This is a genomic window from Psychrobacter sp. WY6 (assembly GCF_018448495.1).
In the GTDB taxonomy this organism is placed as follows: domain Bacteria; phylum Pseudomonadota; class Gammaproteobacteria; order Pseudomonadales; family Moraxellaceae; genus Psychrobacter.
The window spans coordinates 2,066,100-2,091,436 of the sequence record NZ_CP049902.1; the positions used below are offsets into that span (position 1 = coordinate 2,066,100).

The following is a 25,337-nucleotide window of genomic DNA, read 5'->3' on the forward strand; positions in this document are numbered from 1 at the left end:
ATATTAGGATAGAGAACCGCTATCAAGTCATGAGCTCTGATCGCTTTACTTTGACGAGTTCATGCAGAATCAACCATTACCTTACTATTTATTTTGTCTAATGATGAGTCGTATTATGAGTTTATCTCCATTGCAACGTTACGAGCAAGCCGTCAGTACAGATGAGTTTACTCGAGATGAGCAGCAATTTAAGGCCATGAGCTATCTTGATGAGATACATCATCAGCTCATCAATAGTGCGCCACAGAAGAAAAGCTTTTTTGGCTTTTTAAAGTCCAAGCCGACAGCACCAACGGGGTTGTATATGTGGGGCGGGGTAGGTCGTGGTAAAACATGGATGATGGACATGTTTTATGATTCATTGACCATTGATCGCAAGATGCGTCTGCATTTTCATCATTTCATGCAGCGCGTTCATCAAGAGCTAAACAAGCTGCAAGGTGAGAGTGACCCATTAGAAAAAGTCGCCGACATCATTTATGCAGAAGCGGTTATTATCTGTTTCGATGAGTTCTTTGTTTCTAACGTTTCTGATGCCATGATTTTGGGTGATTTATTTACCATGCTGTTCAATCGTGGTATTACATTGGTCGCCACCTCAAATATTGAGCCATCAGGATTGTATAAAGACGGCTTACATCGTGACCGTTTTATGCCCGCTATCGCTGAAGTAGAGCGTCATACTACGGTGATGAATATCGATTCTGGTATCGACTATCGTTTGCGCGTATTGCAGCAGGCAGAGCTATATGAGTCGCCTATGACGAAAGCGAATCATCATTGGTTAGCCAACCGTTTTGCCAGTTTATCCAATAACCAAAAAATCAGTAATGAGCCAATTACGATTAATGGTCGCGAAATTAGAATTAATGCTCGCACTGAGGATATTTTATTCTGTGATTTCCGTCATTTATGTATGGAGCCACGATCAGCATCTGATTTCATCGAAATCGCCAAGCAGTTCAGCACAGTATTGGTCAATGCCGTGCCTGCCTTAGATGATGACTTACGTGATCCGACCCGTCGGTTTATTTATCTGGTTGATGAGTTTTATGATCGCCGTGTTAAATTGCTGGTTAGAGCGCAGCAGTCGATTTTGGACCTATATCAAGGAGAGAAATTGGCGTTTGAGATTGAACGGACACGCTCGCGCTTACTTGAGATGCAGTCAGAGGATTATCTGCGCATGGAGCATCGGGTCGATGATGCGGCATAATTAAAGCCTCTTCATAGCCGATGATAATCTACAAGTTGTCGATTAAAACACTCATGGTTTTCCATTCAAGTCATTCACACTCAATATTGATATATTCGTTTGACATAACGTGTTTTTTGACAGTATTGAGAGCCAACCAAAGCATTGGTTTTTTGCATAAAAAGATAATAATAAATAAGGAGCGGTAATGACTACATCCGACGAAAATGATAAAAAAACTGTCGACCAAAGACATCACCACTAACAGTATGCCGATTAGCAGTGAAGAAATGATTGGCTGGATCAATTCAAGGCGCAGTATGGGCAATTTGGATACGCCAGCACCCACACATGCCCAAATCGAAACAGCGATTGAGTGTGCGGCGACAGCGCCAGATCATAAAAAACTGCGCCCATGGCGTTTTATAGTGACACAGGGGGACGCCCGTCATGAATTGGGCAATGCCTTGGTCGCAGCGGCTCAAGCTAAAGCGGTGCAAGAGGGCGAAACGCTGTCCGAAAAGGACATCGTAAAAACTCAGGCCATGCCATTAAGAGCGCCCGTCATCATCACAGTTGTCACAAAAATACAAGCGCACAAAAAAGTTCCTCCTTTTGAACAAATGCTAAGTGCGGGTGCAGCTGTACAAAACCTGATTTTGGCGCTAAAAGCCCAAGGTTTTAGTACAGTGTGGCGTACGGGACTGCTATGTAATGAAGCTGCTGTTAAATTATATTTTGACGTTGGTCCAGATGATTATGTGACGGCTTTTGTTTATACTGGCACCAGTCCCAAAAATGAACCCGCCCGTAAACCGATTGATATCGAGTCTTTAGTGCGATTTGAGTCATATATCTAAGCGCTGTTTAGTGGCGCTTTCTCTGACGAATACCGCTCTCTAAGAAGACAGTCGGTCGTGTAGCAAAAAGATAGATAGCCTCAATACTCCAAAGCGTCATAAGTCATGATAAATAACCCATGATAAATTCTATTAATAATAAATCAGCCAATACGGATAACAGCAAATGACCAGCCCTAATGAGAGCAATAAAGACTAAGTAGCGATAATACTGAGGTGAATACGAATGCCCCTGAAAAGCAAAACAGTCTGCTGGCAGGTATCATCGAACGTGCTACCAAATCGGGTTGGTCGTAAAAAAACTCAATCTAGCGCTGTAGAATCAGCAGTGGCAAAAAACATGGCGGATTTCACAGCAATCCTCAAGCTACGTTTGGCGTTTCTAGGCCGGTGGTGTAGTTTGGTACAGCAATGGCAAACTTGGCTGCACGCAATGGCTGTGATACACGCTATGGGTACGTAACAAGCGTACGGTAAAAGCGATGATAAAAACGCGACCATAAAAAAATATTTACCAGGTTATAAGCTTGATGACAGCCTTAAGTACAGCCATGACTTGGCAGCAGCCGTCAAAGACAAAGATATCGTTTTCATCGCTGTGCCTGGCTTAGCTTTTCGTGAGACCCTAAAGAATATTGCACCATTTATCAGTGGTCAGTCTATTGTGTCATTGACCAAAGGTATGGAGAAAGATACTTTTGCCATGATGAGCGACATTATTAAAGATGAGCTACCTGAAGTGAATTTTGGTGTCATGTCGGGGCCAAACCTTGCGATAGAGATCATGAAAAACATGCCATCGGCGACCGTTATCGCCAGTGAGTCTGAGCCCTTGCGCCATGCCGTACAAGCCGCATTACATAGTGCGTTTTTTCGAGTGTTTGCCAGTGATGATGTCAAAGGTGTGGAGCTTGGCGGTGCGCTAAAGAATATCTATGCGATTGCCATGGGAATGGCGGCGGCCTATGATGTCGGTGAAAATACCAAGGCAATGATATTGACTCGTGCTTTGGCAGAGATGAGCCGCTTTGGGGTTGAGGCGGGTGCGAATCCGCTTACCTTCTTAGGATTGTCTGGTGTGGGTGATTTATACGCCACTTGTAGCTCAGAGCTCAGTCGTAACTATCGTATCGGCAACATGCTCGGTCGCGGTATGAGTATTGAGGCCGCGGTGAAAAAACTCGGTCAAACAGCTGAAGGGGTCAATACCATTCAGCAAGTGCATGAGAAAGCTACCAAAGAAGGCATCTACATGCCTATTACCCATGCATTGTATGCGGTCATTTATGAAGATAAAGCAGCATTAGGTGTGGCGTTACATCTCATGGAAGCGGGCTTCCGTAGTGATGTTGAATTTGTAATGGCACATGATCATAGTAATGCGGCGCTAACTGCGCAGATGAAGACGTCAAGCGATAGCACTGATGATGAAAGTGGCGATACTGACAGTAAGTAAAAACCCCAATGTTAAATGATGACGTTGTTCTAAGAATGATTATTCTGCAAACAACGTCATCATGACAATGCATAAAGGAAGGTTATGAAAATTATACTAGTACGTCATGGTCAAGCAGAAGATGAGTCGCGCCCAGACAGCGCGCGCCAGTTAACTGACTTTGGTCAACAGCAAGCAATGCAGACGGCAGAGTATGTGATGACTCACTATCATCCTGATTATTTTGTCGTCAGTCCCTATGATAGAGCACAGCAGACGCTAGCAGCATTTCAGACGCGCGCGCCCAAGGTTCCAGTAATCGTACAGCAAAATATCACGCCTTCTGATGATGCGCGTCAAGCCTTAATAGATATTGCGAATATTGACGCTGAGTGTCTGGTAGTGGTGTGTCATATGTCTATCGTTGCTTATATCGCTGGTTTATTAACCGGTGATTATCCTGAATCATTTTCTCTTGCAGAAGCAAGGGTGTTTGAGATGGAATTTGTAATGGCAGGTATGGCAAAAGAGATTGATCGTTTTGTGCCTGAGCAGCCGTATTGAGATTAGGTCGAATCGTCAGTGATATTGTTGACACTTAGTCTATTGATGCTTAGTGGTGTTAAACTGGCTAAGTAAGGGTTGGCTACTAAAATTTCAGTCGCCAATGCATCAGGTTTTAGCTATTACAGGAGAACAATGATGATAACAAACCAACCTGCATCAGCATGAGATTGTCTGAATCCTATCTTATCCTACATTTAAAGCAGCTTTAATAATTAAGGACACGCTTAGTGTTACATGTTTGGTTACGAGCGCAGCATAGCCCGCTAGCTGTCTGGCATGAAGATATTCAGCAATGGCAAACGGTCGATGGTTGGCAACAGCTACAAGCAATCTATGGTAATTATAAAACCAATGCACAGAAGACTTTGTGTCTATACTTTCCATCAAGCCATATATTGCAGGTAGATACTGAGCTGAATGCGACTCAGCTTAAACAGCTGGGCAATAGCGGCAAGCAATACTTGTTTGAAGAGACATCCTTGACCCCTGTTGAGCAATTGGCGATTCGGCAAATCAGTGAAGCTGATAATCACCAACTGTATGCACTGGCGCAAAGCGATATCGAGTCATGGCAGAGTGCTAAGCTCGCTGGCATGAGCATAACGGCGTTACTGCCTGATTTTTTATTGCTGCCAACGCCAGATGAAGGGGCAGGTCAGCAAGTAACACTGTATCAAGATGAGCAAACCATGCTACTGCGTCAGTCATTGCGACAAGGTATGGCTGTCAGTTATTTGCCCTTGATCTTTGAACGTTTCCCGCATTTAAGTGAAGTGAATATATTACCGCCCATAACGGCTTTAGATGATCTTTCAAAGCCAACAAATTCGGCAATGCCCACGAGCTTTATGGCACAAACGGCCGCGCTTGTTGCAGATCATCAGTTATTATTAACCACATTGACCACGCCGCCCAAGCCTGTTGACAGCCCTGAGCGTCACGCGCTTAACTTCTTTATTAAATCAACGGACTCAAAGCTCTCACCGTATTTGCGTGTGGCAGCGATGGTCGCGTTATCGGCACTGGTATTACAGATGGCGACCGATGGCCTGCAGTGGTATCAGTATAGTAAGGCGACGGTAGCGACCAAAGCTGAGATTGCGGCGCAGTATCAAGCTTGGTTTCCAAATGAGCCATTAAGCTCGCGCACCAAACTGCAAGTGCAATTGCAACCAAAGCTGCGCAGTGACAGCCAAGCACCAGCCTCTCATATGGCAGCATTGACTCGTATATCCCCGTTAATCAAACAGTCTTCACTGCGGGCGCAAGCATTAGTGATGCAGCCATCAGCACTCAGCTTTACCTTGATTGCCCCTGATCGTAATAGTCTTGATAAGTTTACGAGCACACTTGTTGCGCAGGGTTTAAATGCCAAGCTTGCACAGGTAAACAGTAATGAGCAAGGGCAGTTTAGTGGTCAAGTTACGGTGAATGTCGTAGTAAAATAATGACACTACGCAAACCAATGTAGCGGCATCATAATTTATTTGCCAACTAGGCAACGGTAATAAATAGGCAGTGGTAATAAAAGTCAAAAAGGTTGGAAAATGAAACGATTGCAGCGCCGCACTAAACGTAATAACATCACGCCAGAGACCAGTAACAGTATTGGAACCAATGTGCTGTCAACGCGTGTAAATAATTTTCAACAGATGCTATCGTTACGTTGGCAGGCACTTTCGCCACGTGATCAGTTGGCATTGGCCGTATTGTCTATGTTCTTATTATTGTTCATTGGGGGCTATGGTGGTTATAGTATTCATCAAGCGGCAAACGATAGTAAGCGCGACTATCAAGAGCAAGTGGCTGATTACTTTTGGTTGCGTGCCCAAGCTGGCAATATCGATAGTAATGCGATCAATGCGGCAAACACGGCGGATGGTGAAGCCGCCATGCCACCTGCCAATAGTATCAGTGCATTGTTAAACAACTCAGGTATTGCCAACGCTCAAGTCGTTGCGACGGGTGATGCTGTGCAACTGAGCTTCAATCATGCCAGTCAAGCGGTGGTCAGCACAGCACTTGGAAAGCTGGAACAGCAAGGCTGGCAGTTCAGTCAGCTATCGATACAGCAAGACTTGGTTACCAAAGCCATTCAAGTACAAGCGACTGTCACCTCATAAATCGATATGCTGTGGAAACTGGAAATATTTTACTCTTTATCTACTATTGCCCCAAATTAACTAATCATCAATTTCTAAAATAGCCATTTATCATTAGCATCATTGAAAAATTGCACGTTTGACACAATTGATTAACTATCACACAGCCAGAGATGGATATTTAAGATGAATCAATCTTCTGATCGCAAACCTGACACACGTAGCCATCAGCAGACCAGAACTGCTGAACACCAGAGTAATGCGTCAGTTGAAGCTGCATTTGATCATGAAATGACTCAGCAAAGGCAGAGCTATGGGGCGAGTGACAATATGAGCACTGGTAAGCGCCGTTCTTTAATCACTTATAATCATATTACTTATTTTTTATACGTAATCAGCTATTTTACCGCTGGATTACTGTGGGTTGTACCAATTGTGATGAACTATGCGAAGCGCCATGACGCAGAGGGTTCGTGGTTGTCCACGCATTTCGATTGGCAGATTAAGACCTTTTGGTATAGCAGTGTTTTTCTTCTTAGGCATCATTATCATTACCTTTGCATTAGGGGGTTTTGGCATCAGTATGCTGGCTGATAGCAATAATATTGCCATTGGTTCGGTATTATTAGCGGTATTTGGCCTGCTAATCATGATTTTTACCTTCATATGGCATCTTTATCGTATCGTCCGTGGTTGGATAGCCCTGACGGATGGTCGTCCTGTACCTTAGGGACTTTAGAATACATCTGTCAGCTCCTTAGCCAATATGTAGGTATAGCTATTAGTACTCTAATACAGAAATTTAGCGCATGAAACTTTGCTCTTATTTCTGTTAAGCTGATATAATCGCAGCGCTTGATTTTATTCGCACTATTCACTCACTATTTCTTTCGAGCAGGGTCTGCCATTACTATGTCTTATGCCTTACTTCGCCCTTTTTTGTTTAAGATGGATCCAGAGCACGCCCACGAGATGACCTTATCTTTATTAGATAAAGCTCATAAAGCACGTGTTTTAGGTTTGGTATACGGTCAGTCAATGCAGCCAACAGACTGTATGGGCTTGCAATTCACCAATCCGGTCGGCCTAGCGGCAGGACTGGATAAAAATGGTGATTATATCGATGCGTTGGCTGAGCTGGGCTTTGGTTTTATAGAAGTGGGCACGGTCACGCCAAGACCGCAAATAGGCAATGATAAGCCAAGGTTGTTTAGAATCAAGCAAGCGGATGCTATCATCAATCGAATGGGTTTCAATAACCAAGGTATCGATTATTTGATCGAAAACGTCAAGCGCTGTCAATATAAAGGCAATATTGGGATTAATATTGGCAAAAATGCCGATACGCCAGTAGAGCAAGCCGCCGATGATTATGTCTATTGTTTAGAGCGTGCTTATCCGCATGCCTCCTATATCACCGTTAATATCTCCTCACCAAATACTAAGAATCTGCGTGATTTACAAAGTGGCGAGGCCTTGACTCAGCTTTTGGATACGATTAAAAATCGTCACAGCCAATTAGCCACTGAATATGGTTTTTATGTGCCACTGGTATTGAAAGTTGCGCCTGATCTAGAGCCGCTACAAGTGGATTATATCTCGCAGCAATTGCTCGATTTTGAGATAGATGGGTTGATTGCGACCAATACAACGTTGAGCCGTGTTGGTGTTGAAGATTTACCTGATGGTGAGCAAGCAGGTGGTCTATCCGGTCGCCCCAGCCACATTAGTACCCAAATTTTACAACAGTTCTCCGATCAGCTAGATGGTAAAGTCGCTTTAATAGGCGTCGGCGGTATTGACAGTGGTGCAAAAGCCGTCAAAAAAATCGAAGCGGGTGCAGATATGGTGCAGCTCTATACGGGGCTCATTTATCGTGGTCCTGGGGGTACAGTCTTGTATTCAAGCAATCGGTGGCTATTACGACGCGATGGAGCTATAGCGGATCAATATCCTTAGCTCATTACCTATCATATGCACAAGATGACTGTATTTTGAGCTGAGTCATCAAAGATTAATGTGTCACAAAAAAGAAAGTAAACATCTGATAAAAATCGATAAGGTATGAGGCGTAGAACATGAGTGGTCTGGATATCGTGATTGCTATTGTTGTTTTGATCGGCTTATGGCGCGGCTTTCAAGTCGGATTGATTAAAACAGCCGTTGGTCTAGTCGGTTGGTTTATTGCCCTGATTGCTGCCACACGTTTGGCAGGAGTGGTTTCGCCGCAACTATCAGGCATGGTACAAAACCCTGTTTTACAAATGGCAATGGCATTTTTATTGGTGGTGATAATCATATTGGCCATCATGCACTTAGTGGCATTTGTATTCTCAGGCGTGCTTAAAACCTTACGCTTGGGTGTCGTTGACAAAATGGCAGGTGGTGTTCTTGGTGCTGCTAAAAATGTACTGATGGTTTTAGTTGTGCTTAGCGTCAGCGCGCCGTTACTGGTGCAAATGCCACAATGGCAAACGTCAGTGCTCGCGCCTGAGCTATTGCCTTATGCCCCGATGGGTAAAGCGTTGGTCTCAGATGTATTAGGTATGGCTTGGGATCAAGTCAATCAGTCGTAAGTATTTTTACGGTTAGCCTTTAATGTCTCAACGCTTCGATGCTGATAGCTTGGATTTATGGTGCTAGAGGTTATCGCTTCTATCATATCCTCTGTGTAAGTCATCCTTGATAAAAAATTATTTAATCGCATTTAGAGACCACAAATGCCAACAAATAGTGCATTTTGCTAATAGTCAAAAGATAAATATTCGTTAAATTCTGAACAACAATCATCATGTCGTCGGTGAGTGACAGTACGCATTTTTTATAATCTACTGTTAGCAGTCTTGCCACTATTGTAGTACTAATTAATGAGTCAAAATAGGATATAGCTATTATGTGTGGAGTCATTGGAGTTGCAGCTCACGAACCAGTCAATCAGATTCTTTATGACGGTTTGACGATGCTACAGCATCGTGGGCAAGATGCAGCGGGTATTGTCACTTTGCAAGATGGACGACTCTATCTACGTAAAGAAAATGGCATGGTACGTGACGTATTTATGAATCGTCATATGATGAAACTGGTTGGTAAGTTTGGTATCGGTCACGTCCGCTACCCAACAGCAGGCACGTCAAGCAGTGCCGAAGCGCAACCATTTTATGTCAACTCACCTTATGGTATTACCCTTGCACACAATGGTAACTTGACCAATGCTGAGAGCTTAGCCAAGTCTTTATACATCGAAGATCGCCGACATCTTAATACCGATTCAGATTCAGAAGTATTGCTAAACGTACTTGCCCATGAAATGCAAAACTTGGGTAAAACCAAAGCAACGCCTGCTGATATCTTTGAAGCAGTCACGGCTGTATATGGTCGCGTCGAAGGCGCTTATGGCGTGGTCGCTCTGATTACTGGTCATGGTTTGCTCGCATTTCGTGATCCAAACGGTATTCGTCCGCTTATTTTCGGTAAGCGCATGGCACCGAATGGCGGCACCGAGTACATGGTTGCCTCAGAGTCAGTTGCACTGACAGGATCAGGATTTAGTATTATCCGTGATGTCAAACCTGGCGAAGCCATATTCATTGATTTAGATCATAAATTACATACCCATCAGTGTGTTGAGCAGCAAGAATACACGCCTTGTATCTTTGAATATGTGTATTTTGCCCGTCCAGATTCTATCATGGACAACATCTCAGTTTACAAAGCACGCTTACGTATGGGTGAAAAGCTGGCTGATAAAATCCTTGCTGAATGGGGTGAAGATCACGATATCGATGTGGTGATTCCTATTCCAGATACCTCGCGTACGTCAGCGATGGAGCTGGCACTAAAAATGAATATTAAGTACCGTGAAGGGTTTATGAAAAACCGCTATATCGGTCGTACCTTTATTATGCCAGGTCAACAACAACGTAAAAAATCAGTTCGTCAAAAACTCAGCGCCGTACCACTTGAGTTCAAAGGTAAAAACGTCCTGTTGGTTGATGATTCTATCGTTCGTGGTACCACTTGCCATGAAATCATCCAAATGGCACGCGATGCTGGTGCGAATAAAGTGTTTTTTGCTAGTGCCGCGCCACCGGTTAAATATCCAAACGTCTATGGTATCGATATGCCAGTACGCAGTGAGCTTATTGCCTCAGGTCATACGGTAGAAGAAGTACGCGATATCATCGGTGCGGATAGATTGATTTTCCAAGATTTGGACGACTTGATTGATGCGGTAAAAGATACCAAGTACAGCAAAGTTGAAGGTTTTGATTGTGCCGTATTTAATGGTTGCTACATCACTGGGCAGATCAATGAAGCGTATCTTGAGCATCTACAAGAGCAGCGCAATGACACTGCCAAGACGGGCAAAAAAGGCGTACAGATAGTGGCTGATACCCCAGTTGATATGATGGGCGTCGAAGAGCTTTAAGCTATCAATTTCTTAAAAGTATCAGTTTTTTGCAGCACTTTTAGAAAGTAAAAGGCTGGATTCTCATAAGAATCCAGCCTTTTTTTATTTTAAATATAGTTCAATTACAGGGTTTAAAATTATTCATATGAACTATAAGCTGTTATCCATTCACGTGTTTATCAATTTTCTAGTAGCCACTTAAAAAATTAGTAAATACCCATAGTAAGCCATTAATGGCGGCGATGCCAACGACCATACTGACCAACAGCTGACGGCTGATATGATAAACGAACAACACCAAAATAAGGGCACCAATTTGCGCCATCAATAAATGCAGTTCAGCACTATCTAGCCCAGTCGTTGCTGATAAATTTTGATAAGAAAGGCTGGTCAAAATAAGTAATACCATGACTGATAGCGGCAAGCTCTCATTGAGCCGATGCAGCCAAGGTGTGTCTAACAACTTTCTGGGTATTAAGGCGGGTAGCGCACGGGTAATAAAGGTCACGGCGGCCATCGCAAAGGTTGCGAAAATAAGGTAACTACTGGTCATTGTTGGCTCCTGTCATATTGCGCTGCGTCCAAAACCCACGAGCTAAAATCAATAGCATACAAATGGTGATAGCTACCAATAACAACCAATTGCTAGTAAATAAGGAGGCCACCGCTAAAGAAATGATAGCAATAGCAATGGGGAAATAACGTTTGATACTTTGGAACTGCTCATAAGCTAAGATTGCAAACAGACAGACTAAGGCAAAATCCAAATGTGGTACCAAATCGCTCAGAGTACTGCCGATCATGACACCAACCGTGCTCGCCAGTACCCACCAGCTTTGATTAAATAAGCTCAATGGTAGTATCAACGCTTGTCTTGACTCATTAGGTAAACTGGTCATAACAGAGAAAGTTTCATCAGTCAGGGCAAATAGGCAATAGGTTTTGGCAAGCTTATGTTCTGGTAGGTATTGCAATAATGGCATACCATAAAATACATGACGTAGATTAATAGCGGCAATATTGGTTGCGATGCTACCAATCGGTAAACCAGCGCTCAGCATCGGCAAACAAGCATATTGAGCGGCGCCCGCATACAGTACAACACTCAACATAATCGTTGCCCACACAGGGATACCGGCAACTTGTGCCAGCACACCAAAGGCGATACCCGCAGGTAAATAGCCCATCGCCACAGGTAGGCTTTTTTTGAACCCCGCCGCCCAGTCGTAGCTGGTCTCATGCTGTTGATGTAATTCTTTTGAATGAGTAGTCACATGACATCCTAATTTTTGCTGTTTTTTGGTTATTATTAATATTTTACTGAAAGATTAATGTTAGAAAACTGGTTTTAAAATGAAGCCTAGTGCGAGCAATGGCAAAACACCCTAGAAAAAATACACTTAATCGAAGAACATTACACAGACGGCTGGAGCTTTTCATAGCTGGCTGTTTGATGAGCCCGGTACAAAGCCACCCAAAATAATCAGCCGAAGTAATAACAACACCACACGCTTAGCCAAATACCAGTCATATCCCACGTTGGTAGAGCACCCAGCTAAGTGGAAAAAAGATAGCGGCGAGTATCAATGCTGCGTTACGAATCACATTACCGGCAGTTAAGCCAAAAAATATACCATCTAGCCAATAGGCACCAACGCCAACGAGAGGTAGTAATACCGCATAAAGATGGTACTCATATGCCAACGTAAAAACGGACTCGATATTGGTCATAAATTGCAAATATGTTGGCATTGCCAGCCACCATATTGCACTCAACGTTATCGCTAGACCATAACTGACGATACCGGTGCGCTTGACGATAATACGAAAACGTGGCCAATCCCGTCGTCCTGCTGCTTGACCGCTTAACGTCTCAGCCGATACTGCCACGCCATCAAGAGCAAAGGCTGAGATACTTAATACTTGAAGCAAAATAGCATTGGCGGCTAGGATGACGTCACCACTTTGAGCCGACAAGCGGGTAATCCAAGCGAAACTCAACGTCAAGATTAGAGTACGGATAAAATATCTTTATTTAATGAAAATAGCCTAAGCATTTTTTCTTTAGAAAAATGTTGCTTGTCGGCAGTGAATAAGGCTTGCCAAGATATTTGCAAATGCTGACGGCTGAGCCACAATGCTAGTATCACGCCTAGCCAAAAGGCAATAGTGGTTCCTAACGCCACCCCAACCAAGCCCATCTGCATGCCGTAGACAAAAAACAAGGTTAGAATGATTTTAGCATAGCGATAAAGCCTTGCTGGTAAAGCATGTAGCGAGTCTTACCTTGACCAGCAAACCAGCCAATAAAGGCAAAGTTCATTAGCTCAGCGATGACGCCCCAAAAGCGTACATCCAAATAAGTCTTTGCCGCTTGCCCACTTTCAGGGTTAGCCGATAGGGCTTGCAAGCCAAAATCTATCAACCAAGGCTTTGCCAGTAACAGAATGCTACCGATAGCAAACGCTAATAACAAGGCACGTTGCAAGATTGATAGTAGGGGTGATGGGGTTGACGATTTTGTGGTATGAGTAGAATTATCAACATGATTGACCGATTGTCCGAGCGCTTGAGCCGATAGCCCAGAAGACGCATATTGCAAAAAGTTAAAACTCACGAGCAATAAAGACAATAACTGTATCGCCAAGCCCATCCCAGCAAGTTTAGCCGTGTCATTCATGTTACCCACGATCGCGGTATCGATGACGCTTTGTAGTGGCATGGCTAGGTTGGCCAATAACACGGGCAACGCAATAGCAACGATGCGCGCATATCGAGTATCAATCGGTGGCATAGCACTAGGTGGCGAGGTGGTCATTGGCATTTTTGGCTCGTTTATCGCTGAAAAACAAGAAGGGCGGAGTTAGTGTCATTAACGCTATGACATTACCGTATAGTCAATTCATTATAAAGGCGTTACGGCGTAACTTAACTTTACTTGAAGTATGGCTTATATATTTGTACTTTGTTGCCTGGACTCTGTTTTAAATGGAGTTAGCTCTAGCAAGTGTGATATTCAAGGCAAAAATAGCTACAAAGACAAAAGCACCTAGACTCATTATTCACGAGTCAGGTGCTTTTCTTGATGCTTGCTTAAATACTATCTTAGCTAGCGATTAGCTTGAGAAAGTATAAAATTTATTAAGCATTGTCTTGTTCAAACATTTTTGGATCATTGAAAGTGACAATTTCTTCTTCAAACTCAGGTTTTACTTTCACAATAAAGTCATCGCGTGATAGACCCATACGTAATGGAATCGAGCTTGCAATATACGTTGATGAGTAAGTACCGGCAAGCAGACCAATGAAGAGCGCTACTGAGAACCAGAACAGTCCATCGCCGCCTAAGAATAGCATGGCAAGTACGACGAGTAAAACAGTGGAAATGGTCATAATGGTACGGCGCAACGTTTCGGTCAAAGACAGGTCAACGGTCTGGCGAGGTGTGATACCACGGACACGACGAAAATTCTCACGAATACGGTCATACACAACAATTGTATCATTGATAGAATAACCAACCAGTGCCAAGACGGCCGCCAAGACGGTTAAGTCAAATGGGAAACCAAATAACGCAAAAACACCAATGGTCACGATAGCATCATGAAACAGCGATAATACCGCACCAAGAGCGAGTTTAAATTGGAAACGTAAGGCAACATAGCCCAACATACAGACCAATGCTAATACCAGTGACATGACTGAGTTTAGATAAATTTCATTACCAACTTGGCTGCCAATAATATTAACGTTACTGATTTCAACATTATTATTAGGCAGGGTTAATGCTTTAGTCAGGCTACTATTTAGGCCGTCTACGTTATCAGACTGTGGTGGCAAGCGTACGAGGAGTTCTTCTCGCGTACCAAGATATTGTACCACGGCATCATCAAAGCCATTATCGGCGGCAATGCTTGTACGACTTCAACTTGCTCAACAGGCTGCTCGTAACGCACATCTGCGGACACACCACCCGTAAAATCAAGTCCTAAGTTTAGACCGTTTACTGCAATTGCAATGATACTACCAATAACCATCAATAGAGATAAAAGTGCCATTGGCTTTTCTATCTTCATAAACGGAATAATACGCTGGTTGCCAACGGCTTTGATACCGCCTTCAGCGATTGCAGCCGCATCATCAGCGGCATCACCCGATTCTACATCAGGATTGGCTGCTTGGGTGGTCAGTGCTTGACTGTCTTTACCCGCATCCTTACTGCCGCTCAGAGCTTTGCCTTTTTTTGATTTAGCGGTAGTTGGGTTATTGGCTTTGGTATTACTACCTTTCCCATCACGGCGTGGTTTTTTACGGCGGTGTGTGCTTGCCTCAACATTTGAGCCACTTGAAATCTCGATCTGGATTATTCTGCTGTTCTAAAGGATTGTTCTTATCAATCGTCATAATGTTCTCCTAACCGATGCTCAAACGTTTGATAGATTTACGCTTACCATAAGCAATCTGTACCAGCGCACGTGTCACCATAATAGCGGTAAACAGTGAACTGACAATACCAATAGCCAATGTAACCGCAAAGCCTTTAATCGGACCCGTGCCAATTGCAAATAGAATAAAAGCAATCAATAGGGTGGTGATGTTGGCATCGAAAATACTACTAAAGGCTCGATCAAAACCTGCCACGATGGCGGATTTGGGCCGTACCCCGTTTGCTAGCTCTTCACGTATTCGCTCAAAGATCAGTACGTTGGCATCGACGGCCATACCGATGGTCAAAACGATACCAGCAATACCAGGCAAGGTAAGTGATGAGCCTAAGATTGACATAATAGCAATGATGATAATAACGTTCACGGCCAGCGCCACGTTGGCAATCACACCAAATAGACGATAGAATATAATCATAAACGCAAACACTAATAGATAACCGACTTGCGTAGAGAATAGACCTTTATCAATATTGTCTTGACCTAATGATGGACCAATGGTGCGTTCTTCTACAAAGTACATCGGTGCGGCAAGTGCGCCTGAGCGTAGTAGTAGTGCAAGCTCGGCAGCTTCAGCGCTACTATCTAGACCAGTAATACGGAAGGATGAGCCAAGGACCGCTTGAATATTGGCACGGTTAATGACTTTGGTCTCAGCATAAGGCGTTCTAACTTCGACAGTTTCGCCAGTTTCTGGATCTTCTTCGTAAGTGATTCTTTGCTTGTTTTCGATGAACAATACAGCCATCTGTTTGCCAACGGCGGTACGAGTGGCATTTTGCATGAGCTTACCACCAGCACTATCTAAAGTAATGCTGACTTCAGGAGAGCCGCTTTCATCCACACCAGTTTGAGCATTAGTGACTTTATCACCCGTGACAATCGCTTGACGTTCAAGCAGTACCGGCGGACCATCAAGCGTCTCAAACGGGAAAGCTTCGGTACCCGCTGGAGGGATGCCGCCCGTATAGTTTTCGCTGTCTTCAGCAACCATACGGAACTCAAGGTTTGCAGTGCGCCCTAAGACACGTTTTGCCTCAGCAGTATCTTGTACGCCAGGAAGCTCGACGACGATACGGCTAGCACCTTGAGACTGTACTAAAGCTTCAGTCACACCAAGCTCAGCAATACGATTGCGAAGGGTGGTCAAGTTTTGATTGACCGCATAGCTATTGATTTCATCAAGCGTTGCATCGTTGTACGCTAAAATCAGTGCAGGACCTTGCTCATCAATAGAGGATTGCAAGCTAAAGGTATTGCCCATTGAGCCTTGCAGAACATTCTGTGCACGGTTACGAGCATCTGTATCAGCGAAATGTAATACCACACTTCGATCTTCTGTCTTAATGCCTTTGATCGCAATTCGCTCAGCACGTAGCTCGCGACGCATGTCACGACTGGCACTGGTCAAACGCTGTTCAAGCGCCTTGTCCATATCGACTTCTAGTACAAAACGCACACCGCCACGCAAATCAAGGCCGAGTTTCATCGGTTTTGCCCCGATATCACGTAGCCACTGCGGCGTCGTTTGCGCCAAGTTAAGCGCGACGACATAGTCTTCGCCCAAGTTTTGACGCAGTACTTCCTGAGCTTTGAGCTGATCGACTGGATTGTCAAGACGTACCAGTGCACTGTTGCCCTCAAAGGTTCCATCATGGTTATTGATGCCAGCCTCTTCAAGCAAGCTTTGAGACTCAGTCAAGATACCTTCAGACAGCTGTGTACCTGCAGCGGCGCTTGTAATCTGCACGGCAGGTTCATCAGGATAGAGGTTAGGAGCAGCATATAGACCGGCAATGATTAGCACGACGGCAATAAGTAAGTATTTCCAAGCGGGATATTGCATAATCACTTCTTTAGGTTGATAAACGACTGGCGACGTAGGCCACAAGTTAGCAGATGGGAAGTTAGCGATAGCAATGGTTGAGTGCTGTATCTAGCAGTCGTCATCATGCACCATTGCGATCATCCGCGATGATAGTAAAACAGTAGAGCAAATAATACAGACGTATCTTTATATAGTCATCAAAAATATATAGTCAGCAAAATATCACTGATAAAATCAATAAAGACAGCATGGTCAAAAGCATAAACATAAATTGTCTATACTCTATGAGACTGTTTTTACATCATTGCTCTATAGCGAAAAATGACCGTAAATAAGGTACGGTCATTCTTAGGCACTGTATTAATCACTATATTTATTAACGAAAGATTAGGGCGTGTCCTCAATTCAATCGATTATCCTCTAAATGGGCTAAAAATGGCTAAATTTTGCCAAACATCGTCAAATAGCTTATTAATATCTCGATATTATTTGCGCTACTTTCCTTGTTTGACGGCAATTTATTTCATTTTTACCCCTATTTTTAAAATGAGGACACGCCCTAGTAATCATTAATAAAACGCGACTAATATTTCAATCAATCATTAAACGCTTTCGATTGTGCCAGCAGGTAACACTGAAATAACAGAAGCACGTTGTACTTTGACATCAGTATTATTGTTTAGGCTGACCACTGCATAGTCACCTTCAATGGCTTTGATACGACCCATCAAACCACCAGCAAAAATGATTTCGCTACCGACAGTCAATGCATTGACCATGGCACGATGTTCTTTGGTACGCTTAGACTGTGGACGAATGACTAAGAAGTAAAAAATCGCAAAAAAAGCAACAGGCAATAGTATTTGACTAAATAGTGACATCGCACCAGCAGCTTCTGGTGCAGCATGGGCAGCTTGGATAAATAACAACATAATTTCTCTCAGTAAGTCATAGATAATAATAAATTAAACGCATAGTAACAAAAAATCCCAGACTTGGTAACTGTTAATCATAGGCTGAGTATGTTTTTCTTAAGGTAATGGCATGCTAGCGGTCATTACTTTTTGCGGCAATATTTTGCCACCTCATATAAGTGACGCCAAAGCGCTGAGAGTATAACAAAATTCAAGCAGCGAATGGATGCTAGGTAGTAGTAGCGTAGCAAAAGGTATGATCAAGGATACCAAAAAACAAAGACTTAACAATAGCGTCTTATTGTGAAATGACATCATCAATGCTACTATCAAATGGCAATAATTCCCTGCATTTAGCGCACAGTTTATTAGTATATATATATCCTATTATCTGCTGCTAAATCAGTTTTGAGCAGCGAGTTACCATCGTTTTAGCAGATAACTAATAGCTAATTAATCATGTTTGTTTTTAATGATTTAGTATCGTTTGCTCATTATATTTTATCCCTTTTACTTTTTTCTGTTTAGGTTACCTAACTTGTTTACCACTTTTATGTTTGTACCTCGTTTGTGTCGTCCGCGCGCTTGTAAAGAAGCGTCTGCTAAACCTCCTCCGACATCACGCTATTCAAAGCGTCTTAGTCGTACCAATTCAATTGCTGGATTATCAGCACTGACGGCGATGCTGCTATTGCCATATCCAGCTTTTGCCGCTGATGCTTTAGCAGAGCCGACCGCGATCAGTGTGCTATTACTCATACTTTTTGTGGTTGTCGCTATCGGTATCTCGTTTGTCTGTTCATTGGCTGAGTCTGCATTACTGAGCATGACGCCGTCTTATATCGCTGATGTTCAAGAAAGCAATCCGAAAAAAGCAAATATGCTAAGACGCTTAAAGGTTGATAATATCGATCAGTCATTGGCGGCTATTTTGACTTTGAATACAGTGGCTCATACATTAGGTTCTATCGGTGCTGGTGCCCAAGCCACGATTGTGTTTGGTAGTGCTTGGTTTGGACTGTTTTCTGCCATTATGACCTTGGCGATTTTGTTTTTATCTGAAATTATTCCAAAAACGCTTGGGACACTATACTGGCGTCAACTAAGCGGTATGGTCGCTTACTTCGTGCGAGGCATTATCCTGCTGTTGTATCCACTTATTTGGATCTCAGAAAAGTTAACCAAATTGCTAGTACGTGGCAAAGAACCCCAAGCATTCAGTCGTCGTGAATTTGCGGCACTTGCCAGTATCGGTGAAGAGTCAGGACAGATTGACCCATTAGAATCGCGCATTATTCGCAATTTACTAGCATTTGGTGCGATCAAAGTCGAAGATATCATGACCCCGCGTTCGGTGATGTTGGCGTTTGAAGAAAACAAAACAGTCGCTGAATTATTGGTTGATCGCCCAAAATTGACGTTTTCACGACTGCCAATTTATGATGGTGACTTGGATAACATCACAGGTTTTGTATTAAAAACAGACATGTTATTAGCAAAAGTAAACCATGCGATGCACAAGCCGTTGACTCAGTTTAAACGTGACATTACTTTTGTTTTTTCAAAAATGAAACTGTTTGATTTGTTAGAGCTGATGCTAAAAAACCGTATACATATTGCGATTACAGTCGGTGAGTATGGTGAAGTCAAAGGTTTGGTTACTTTAGAAGATGTGTTTGAGACGCTATTGGGACTTGAGATTGTGGATGAAATAGACCGCGTCGAAGACATGCAAGCACTGGCTCGACAAATGATGGACAGACGAGTAGAGCGATTGGGCATGAAGCTTAGTGATGATGAACAACAATACGAAGATAATAGTACGGACGCTAAGTAAGCTTCCATTTGGCTTATTAAATTGAGATTGGATTGACAGAAAGCGACCTAAAATTAGAGCGAAAACTGAGCTGTGTACTGCGTAAGTGGTTCAGTTAATATATCTAGTATTTATGATAACGATGGGCAGTGACTCATATTTCCAGAAATAATTGTGCCATATGGTTGGTATTTTAGTATTCGCAATAATTACACAGGGTGTCACATAGCTGTGAGAATTGAATGATAGTCTCACTCTATGGTAAAAGTACGCTGTCATCATTAATAAGTAGGTGATGATTAAACAGATATTTTTCACAAGTAGAATGAAGAGGGCACACGCTAGCCAGTGCTCGCTTCATTTATCATGATGTTAATGAGTAATAAACGACTACTATATTTAATCAATAAAAAACGTTAGTCATCAAAAGATGGCAACAACGATAACAGCATTGCTAAGGATTATGATGAAACGATTATGGGGAAAAGGGCTTTTGGCATTATTGCTAAAAAGTGCCAGCGTGGCGGCGGTAGTGACCGTTGTAAGTACTGTGAGTATCAGTGCACAAGCGGCAGCCATGACCGAAGCTTTGGTGCAGAACTATATAGCAGCAATGAAGTCATCAGCGAATAGCCAAAATGTCAATCAGGTCGCGCGTCTTGTCTCTGACGATGCACTGATTTCATTATCTAGAAAAGGTAAGTCTACCAGTTTAGATAAAGATGCTTATTTAAAGTTGTTGCAAATAGTTGGAATAACACCTCTAATTACCGTTATGATATTTCTGTGGAAACATCGTTATTACGGGCGATCAGGCCAAAGCCAATGTCACGACCAATGAGAGCTGGGTAAAAGATGGTAAAAATGTCTCATTTGTCACTACCTCAAGAGTGACGCTGACGTTATCGACTGGTAATGCGGTGCTGCTACGTGCCGTATCACAAGTAACGATTAATTAATCGTTACTCGACTAATAACTCAGTACTGGCTAGTCAGCAATTAGACATTATCAACAATTAGGTATTAATGGATAAGCATTGATTAAGAAACGTCTTTATCAGTGGATAATCAAAGACAATAGTGCATTAATCAGGCTCTTCGAAAGCTAAGCATTCCATCATAGCCATACAAATTCACAGGGTTGAACAACTAAATGGTTGATTTTTCGTGAGAGGTCTAAAAATTGACTCAATGATGATTATTTTATATTAGACTGGTCTTTGCTTCACATTGCATACTATACTAGCAAGCAACTTATCTATCACTTTCTGTCGTTAGGAAACTTCCAATATCATGTCTACTGTGCTATCAAAAATCTCGCTCATTTATTGCGTTGCCATTGACGCTTGCGGTATCAACTTTACTTATCAGTGCTTGTAGCAATACGTCAGCGGTAAAAAAGGGTGCGACCAATAGCTCATCTGTTATTACTAAACGCCCAGCTACTAAAGCGCCTGCAGCAAGCAGCAGTACGGACTATTCAACGGCATATTTAGATGCAGATAGCTTGGATGAGTTAGCCGATTTACTCGAAGCCACTGACATGACTATGGTGGAAGGCAACAAACTTGCTATTCAGCAGTATGGTGATTTATGGAGTCGCTTACGTGCTGGCTATCGTATGAATGGCGGTCAGCCGACTTATAATCAGCGTATCGAAGGGCAAAAAAGCTGGTTTACCAGTCGACAAGACTATTTAAACCGTTTGACTGCACGTGCTAGTCGCTATATCTATCACACCGTACGAGAAGCTGAGCGTCGTAATATCCCGACAGAGCTGGCTTTGTTACCTGTTATTGAGAGCTCTTACGATCCAAGCGGTACCAGTAGTGCGGCAGCAGCAGGCTTATGGCAGTTCATTCCAAGCACGGGTCGTATTTATGGTTTGAATCAAAGCAGTACCTATGATGGTCGCCGTGATGTCATCGAATCAACTCGCGCCGCTTATGACTTTTTGACCGCACTACATAACCAGTTTGGCAGTTGGGAGTTAGCATTGGCTGCTTATAATGCGGGTCCTGGTCGCGTGCAAAAGGCCATTGATGCTAATAGAGCTCAGGGTTTACCGACAGATTATTGGTCTCTGAGATTGCCTACTGAAACGATGAATTACGTGCCGCGTTTCTTGGCGGTAGCGGAAATTGTTGCCAAGCCTGAGCAATATGGTGTCTACTTGCCAGCCATCGCCAACCGTCAGCATTTCCGTAGTGTGCCAGTGAATTATGGCGTGAGCTTGGCTGAAGTTGCGCAAATGACAGGCGTGAGTTACGACGAATTAGAAAGGTTAAATACGGCCTTAACATCAGGGCGTGTTGATTCTTCTGGTCCCCAGCGTTTATTATTCCTAATGATGTGAGTCTTAATACCGATGTTAAATTGAGCTCATTGAGAGGCAATGGTACGGGCAATATACTGGCATCGAGTAATACAAGCACACCAAGTAGCACGACCACGACGCCAAGCTATAATAACAAACCCTATACTGGCTCTTCATTACCATCTACAGGTAGCGCCTTGGCTGATTATGCTGCAAGCGCTAGTGTGCCGCAGCAAACGACCAGTTATAATCACCGTCAGCCACACCGACTAGCAGCTCTGTCTACAGTAATAATGCCTCGGTGCGTACTGAGCCACCATTGAGTACGGCAGAAACCAACAAGATCAATGCTGAGCTAAAAAGCAGTAACAGTCTACCGACCACCTCTGCTCAAATTACACAGAATAATACGATTGTCCAAGAACCACCACTGAGCAAAGAAGAGCGTGATTTTATTGCCAATCAAATTCGCAGTAACACGCCTGAAACCAATGTGATCAATGCTGATGGTAATATTAATTTATCCGCCGTACAGACACAGCAGTCTATTCTAGAAGCCAGTGGCGAAGAGAAAAAGCTTAGCTTTGCAAAAACATCAGTAAGCAAGCCAAAACCCCAAGGTGCACGTACCACTTATACTGTCAAGCGTGGCGATACCTTATCTAATATTGCCAGTCGTGCGGGTGTCAGTTGGCGCGATATCGCTGAATGGAATCAAATAGATGCCAGCTCTAAGCTGCTATCAGGCAGTACCTTATACTTATACAATGCAAAAACCATCGAACCGTTGAGCACAGCTAACAATACCGCGGCAAGTCAACCAGAGAGCTATGTAGTACAGAGTGGCGATACGCTGATTGGTACTGCTAACCGCTTTGGTCTATCGGTGACTCAGTTGGCAACCTACAATAATTTGAGTAGTAGAGCGGATTTACTACGTGGTCAAAAGCTATGGCTGATACCAGGTAAGGTGACTGCGCCAGTGACTACACCTGCCGCTCCCTCGACCAAGCCAAGTAAATCAAGCACCGCTACTAAGAACTATAAGGTAAAAGCGGGCGATGGCTTGATTGCTCTCGCACGTCAGTTCAATGTTTCAACTGATACACTTGCCAGCCTCAATAATATGAGCACTACAAGCTCACTATATGTTGGTCAAACGCTAAAAGTACCTGCAAGTGTTGATTTCGATGCAGCAAACATCTCAAGCTCTAGTAGCCGTAACAGTAGCTCAAGTTCGGTGGCAACCACCAATTACAAAGTAAAATCTGGCGATACTTTGATCGGCATTGCCAATAGCGTGGGTATCAGTCCAGCTGAGCTTGCGGCGGTGAATAGCAACTTTGATGCAAAAGCACGCTTACAACGTGGTCAAACCATCAAAGTACCCGTGTCTAAAGGATTGGTTGATCGTCAGCTAAATGATAAAACTGTCAGTTATAAAGTAAAATCAGGCGATACGTTAACAGGCGTGGCGCAACGTTATAATATTGGTCTTAGTGACTTGGCAACAGCGAACAACCTGAAAACCAACTCTAATTTGATACTCGGTCGTACGATTACGATTCCTGCCAGTGGCAGCGTTGTAGCGACCTCTAGTAGCAATAACCAAAGCAGTAGTTCGGCTAGTAGCACTGCCGCGACTAGCACAGCGAGCAGTGGCAAAAAATTGGGCAACACCGAGAGCTATAAAGTTAAATCTGGTGATGGTTTGATTGCTTTGGCACGTCAATTTGGTGTTTCGATAGACGACTTGGCTGCGACCAACGATCTCGCGACCAATGCCCAATTACAGCGTGGGCAAACGCTTAAAGTACCAAAGCTCACAGTGAGCTACACCGTTGGGTCAGGAGACAGTTTGATTGGCTTAGCACGTAAATATGGCGTCTCTACGCAAGAATTGGCTGAGATGAATAATATCGCGGCGGATACGATGCTACAGCGCGGTCAGCGCCTGACCGTACCTAATCGTTAAGAGTAAGTTGCTTAGTGAAATAATAGCCAAGTAAATACGATTAAGACAGATCATTCTGCATAAAAAAGCTGCTCTTTATAAGAGCAGCTTTTTTTATCTATAAAATTCAATTCTCAAAATATTTCAACTAGACAGTTTGAGTTTTGATAGTCTCAAGATAACTTCTAATATTGCTAACATAATGCATTGCTTGACCATAACGACTATTGGCAGCTTTATTATCAGCTAAGTACGCATAAACGTTCGCCCAGCTTTTATCATCAATACCTTGATCTCGCAGTTTACGCTGAATACTCTTTACTGCATTTGGTCCCATGTTGTAGCCGGCAAGCGCAAACCAAATACGATCTGTCTTTGGCACATCAGCAAAGTCAGCTTTCATTTGCTCTAAATAACGCGCGCCGCCGCCGATACTTTGGTAGGGATCGACGCGATCTGAGACGCCCATTGCTTTGGCTGTATTATTGGTCAACATCATGAGACCACGCACACCCGTTGGCGATACGGCATTGGCATCAAGGTGTGATTCTTGATAACCCATGGCCACCAATAATTCCCAATCATGATTATAATTGCGTGCTTGCTCTTCAAAAGACGATTGATAATCAGGCAGTTTTTCGGTCAACGTTTTTTGGAAATGATCTTGGCTATAGGCGTCTTTTAGCAAGTTTTGATTGTAAAAGGCAGCAAGTTTTTGTGTGTTTTTCAGCTTAATGCTGTCACATAAAAAGTAACTGGCTTTTTGTGATAATGGGTCATTGGATGAATTGAACGTCCAACTGACTTTTGGATGTAAACCATTCTTTGTTAAGCTGGCGTCATAGCCGCAACTGATGTTGATAGACGATAAGTTAAACTTGCTCTTTAGCTGTGTACTGGCCGTTGTTAATGCCATGTCTACCTCGCCCGATCTCAGCGCCTTTAGGGCAGTTTCTTCATTGGCATACGCTTTTAGGTCGATATCAACGCCAAGCTCGTCAGCATAAGTACGCACCAAATCAAAACCAAAGCCATGTTGAAAACCGTCAGTCGCAAAATAAGTGCTGTCACCGGGGACGGCAGCGATAGTTAACGTGCTTTCTAGCATAACGTTATCATAGGCTGGCACTGGCGCACGCATCGTCGTCAGACTCTCAGCAGGTAAAGAGAGAAGGGCGATACTAGAAACTTGCGCAAGCTTTTTGGTTCTAGAAAAACGACTCGATGTCGTCGGGGTAACGGATGAAACGATGTTACTTTTAGTGTTCGGTAGGCGTTTAGATGGACGCAGTAAATAAGAAATACGGCGTCTAGCCCCTTGCGCAGATACTTTCACACGATAAGTAATACGCTGCATGGATGTCTCCTGATTTTAGCCATCCTGCTTACCGTAAAACGCTTATGAATGTATGCTTATAAAGTAGTCATACATCGATGTTGCATTTTAGACAACCACGCACTTCTTAATAAGATAAGTGCGTCGTCATCTTGTT

Annotated in this window: 18 protein-coding genes and 4 pseudogenes; 13 read left to right on the forward strand and 9 right to left on the reverse strand. The window is 43.3% G+C overall.

The window, feature by feature from the left end; genetic code table 11:
- Positions 1 to 115 precede the first annotated feature (115 nt).
- From zapE to purF, 10 genes and pseudogenes are all read left to right on the forward strand, one after another.
- Entirely contained in the window at positions 116 to 1,216 is a 1,101-nt protein-coding gene (gene zapE / locus G7Y90_RS10320) for a cell division protein ZapE (protein WP_087815649.1), read from the forward strand.
- A 206-nt stretch (positions 1,217 to 1,422) separates the two neighbouring features.
- On the forward strand, positions 1,423 to 2,055 hold the full coding sequence (locus tag G7Y90_RS10325; RefSeq protein ID WP_250162335.1) for a nitroreductase family protein: 633 nt from the start codon (positions 1,423 to 1,425) through the stop codon (positions 2,053 to 2,055).
- Between the two features lie 399 nt (positions 2,056 to 2,454).
- Positions 2,455 to 3,424 (forward strand): annotated as a pseudogene (locus G7Y90_RS10335) (NAD(P)H-dependent glycerol-3-phosphate dehydrogenase); the annotation flags it as partial.
- 171 nt (positions 3,425 to 3,595) lie between these two features.
- Positions 3,596 to 4,054 (forward strand): SixA phosphatase family protein, encoded by a 459-nt coding sequence (locus tag G7Y90_RS10340; protein WP_087815644.1) that lies wholly within the window; start codon positions 3,596 to 3,598, stop codon positions 4,052 to 4,054.
- 230 nt (positions 4,055 to 4,284) lie between these two features.
- Positions 4,285 to 5,505 (forward strand): type II secretion system protein GspL, encoded by a 1,221-nt coding sequence (gene gspL / locus G7Y90_RS10345; protein ID WP_250162336.1) that lies wholly within the window; start codon positions 4,285 to 4,287, stop codon positions 5,503 to 5,505.
- A 99-nt stretch (positions 5,506 to 5,604) separates the two neighbouring features.
- Positions 5,605 to 6,180, forward strand: a complete 576-nt coding sequence (locus tag G7Y90_RS10350) for a type II secretion system protein M (RefSeq protein ID WP_087815640.1) — start codon at positions 5,605 to 5,607, stop codon at positions 6,178 to 6,180.
- Between the two features lie 436 nt (positions 6,181 to 6,616).
- The gene (locus G7Y90_RS10355; protein WP_250162337.1) at positions 6,617 to 6,889 is read left to right on the forward strand and encodes a hypothetical protein; all 273 of its coding nucleotides are present in this window, start codon (positions 6,617 to 6,619) and stop codon (positions 6,887 to 6,889) included.
- Positions 6,890 to 7,071: 182 nt separating this feature from the next.
- A pseudogene (locus G7Y90_RS10360) lies at positions 7,072 to 8,101 on the forward strand (quinone-dependent dihydroorotate dehydrogenase).
- A gap of 136 nt (positions 8,102 to 8,237) precedes the next feature.
- Entirely contained in the window at positions 8,238 to 8,735 is a 498-nt protein-coding gene (locus tag G7Y90_RS10365; protein WP_045446136.1) for a CvpA family protein, read from the forward strand.
- A gap of 317 nt (positions 8,736 to 9,052) precedes the next feature.
- Positions 9,053 to 10,588 carry an amidophosphoribosyltransferase gene (gene purF, locus G7Y90_RS10370; RefSeq protein ID WP_055124190.1) on the forward strand — a complete coding sequence of 512 codons (1,536 nt, stop codon included), beginning with the start codon at positions 9,053 to 9,055 and terminating at the stop codon, positions 10,586 to 10,588.
- Between the two features lie 169 nt (positions 10,589 to 10,757).
- Here the strand turns inward: purF and G7Y90_RS10375 are convergent, their stop codons facing one another.
- From G7Y90_RS10375 to yajC, 8 genes and pseudogenes are all read right to left on the reverse strand, one after another.
- Positions 10,758 to 11,123: an AzlD domain-containing protein gene (locus G7Y90_RS10375; RefSeq protein ID WP_087815638.1), complete on the reverse strand. Its 366-nt coding sequence runs from the start codon at positions 11,121 to 11,123 to the stop codon at positions 10,758 to 10,760.
- A complete protein-coding gene (locus G7Y90_RS10380) occupies positions 11,113 to 11,844 on the reverse strand; it encodes an AzlC family ABC transporter permease (protein WP_227675918.1) in 732 nt (243 codons plus the stop codon). The genes G7Y90_RS10375 and G7Y90_RS10380 overlap by 11 nt, the downstream gene beginning before the upstream one ends.
- A 253-nt stretch (positions 11,845 to 12,097) precedes the next feature.
- Entirely contained in the window at positions 12,098 to 12,547 is a 450-nt protein-coding gene (locus G7Y90_RS10385) for an MATE family efflux transporter (protein WP_250162338.1), read from the reverse strand.
- A 32-nt stretch (positions 12,548 to 12,579) separates the two neighbouring features.
- The gene (locus G7Y90_RS10390) at positions 12,580 to 12,795 is read right to left on the reverse strand and encodes a hypothetical protein (RefSeq protein ID WP_250162339.1); all 216 of its coding nucleotides are present in this window, start codon (positions 12,793 to 12,795) and stop codon (positions 12,580 to 12,582) included.
- 2 nt (positions 12,796 to 12,797) lie between these two features.
- Entirely contained in the window at positions 12,798 to 13,394 is a 597-nt protein-coding gene (locus tag G7Y90_RS10395) for an MATE family efflux transporter (RefSeq protein WP_250162340.1), read from the reverse strand.
- 317 nt (positions 13,395 to 13,711) lie between these two features.
- A pseudogene (gene secF / locus G7Y90_RS10400) lies at positions 13,712 to 14,974 on the reverse strand (protein translocase subunit SecF).
- Positions 14,975 to 14,983: 9 nt separating this feature from the next.
- Complete coding sequence (secD, locus tag G7Y90_RS10405; protein WP_055124186.1) at positions 14,984 to 16,861, reverse strand: protein translocase subunit SecD; 1,878 nt, start codon at positions 16,859 to 16,861, stop codon at positions 14,984 to 14,986.
- 584 nt (positions 16,862 to 17,445) lie between these two features.
- Positions 17,446 to 17,775 carry a preprotein translocase subunit YajC gene (yajC, locus tag G7Y90_RS10410; protein WP_045446152.1) on the reverse strand — a complete coding sequence of 110 codons (330 nt, stop codon included), beginning with the start codon at positions 17,773 to 17,775 and terminating at the stop codon, positions 17,446 to 17,448.
- Positions 17,776 to 18,310: 535 nt separating this feature from the next.
- Here yajC and G7Y90_RS10415 point away from each other — a divergent pair.
- From G7Y90_RS10415 to G7Y90_RS10425, 3 genes and pseudogenes are all read left to right on the forward strand, one after another.
- Complete coding sequence (locus G7Y90_RS10415) at positions 18,311 to 19,594, forward strand: CNNM domain-containing protein (protein WP_087815657.1); 1,284 nt, start codon at positions 18,311 to 18,313, stop codon at positions 19,592 to 19,594.
- A gap of 409 nt (positions 19,595 to 20,003) precedes the next feature.
- On the forward strand, positions 20,004 to 20,414 hold the full coding sequence (locus G7Y90_RS10420) for a hypothetical protein (protein WP_250162341.1): 411 nt from the start codon (positions 20,004 to 20,006) through the stop codon (positions 20,412 to 20,414).
- A 452-nt stretch (positions 20,415 to 20,866) separates the two neighbouring features.
- Positions 20,867 to 23,865 (forward strand): annotated as a pseudogene (locus G7Y90_RS10425) (LysM peptidoglycan-binding domain-containing protein).
- 127 nt (positions 23,866 to 23,992) lie between these two features.
- On the opposite strand, the gene G7Y90_RS10430 reads toward G7Y90_RS10425, so the two are convergent.
- A complete protein-coding gene (locus tag G7Y90_RS10430; protein WP_201501400.1) occupies positions 23,993 to 25,201 on the reverse strand; it encodes a transglycosylase SLT domain-containing protein in 1,209 nt (402 codons plus the stop codon).
- Between the last annotated feature and the right edge of the window lie 136 nt (positions 25,202 to 25,337).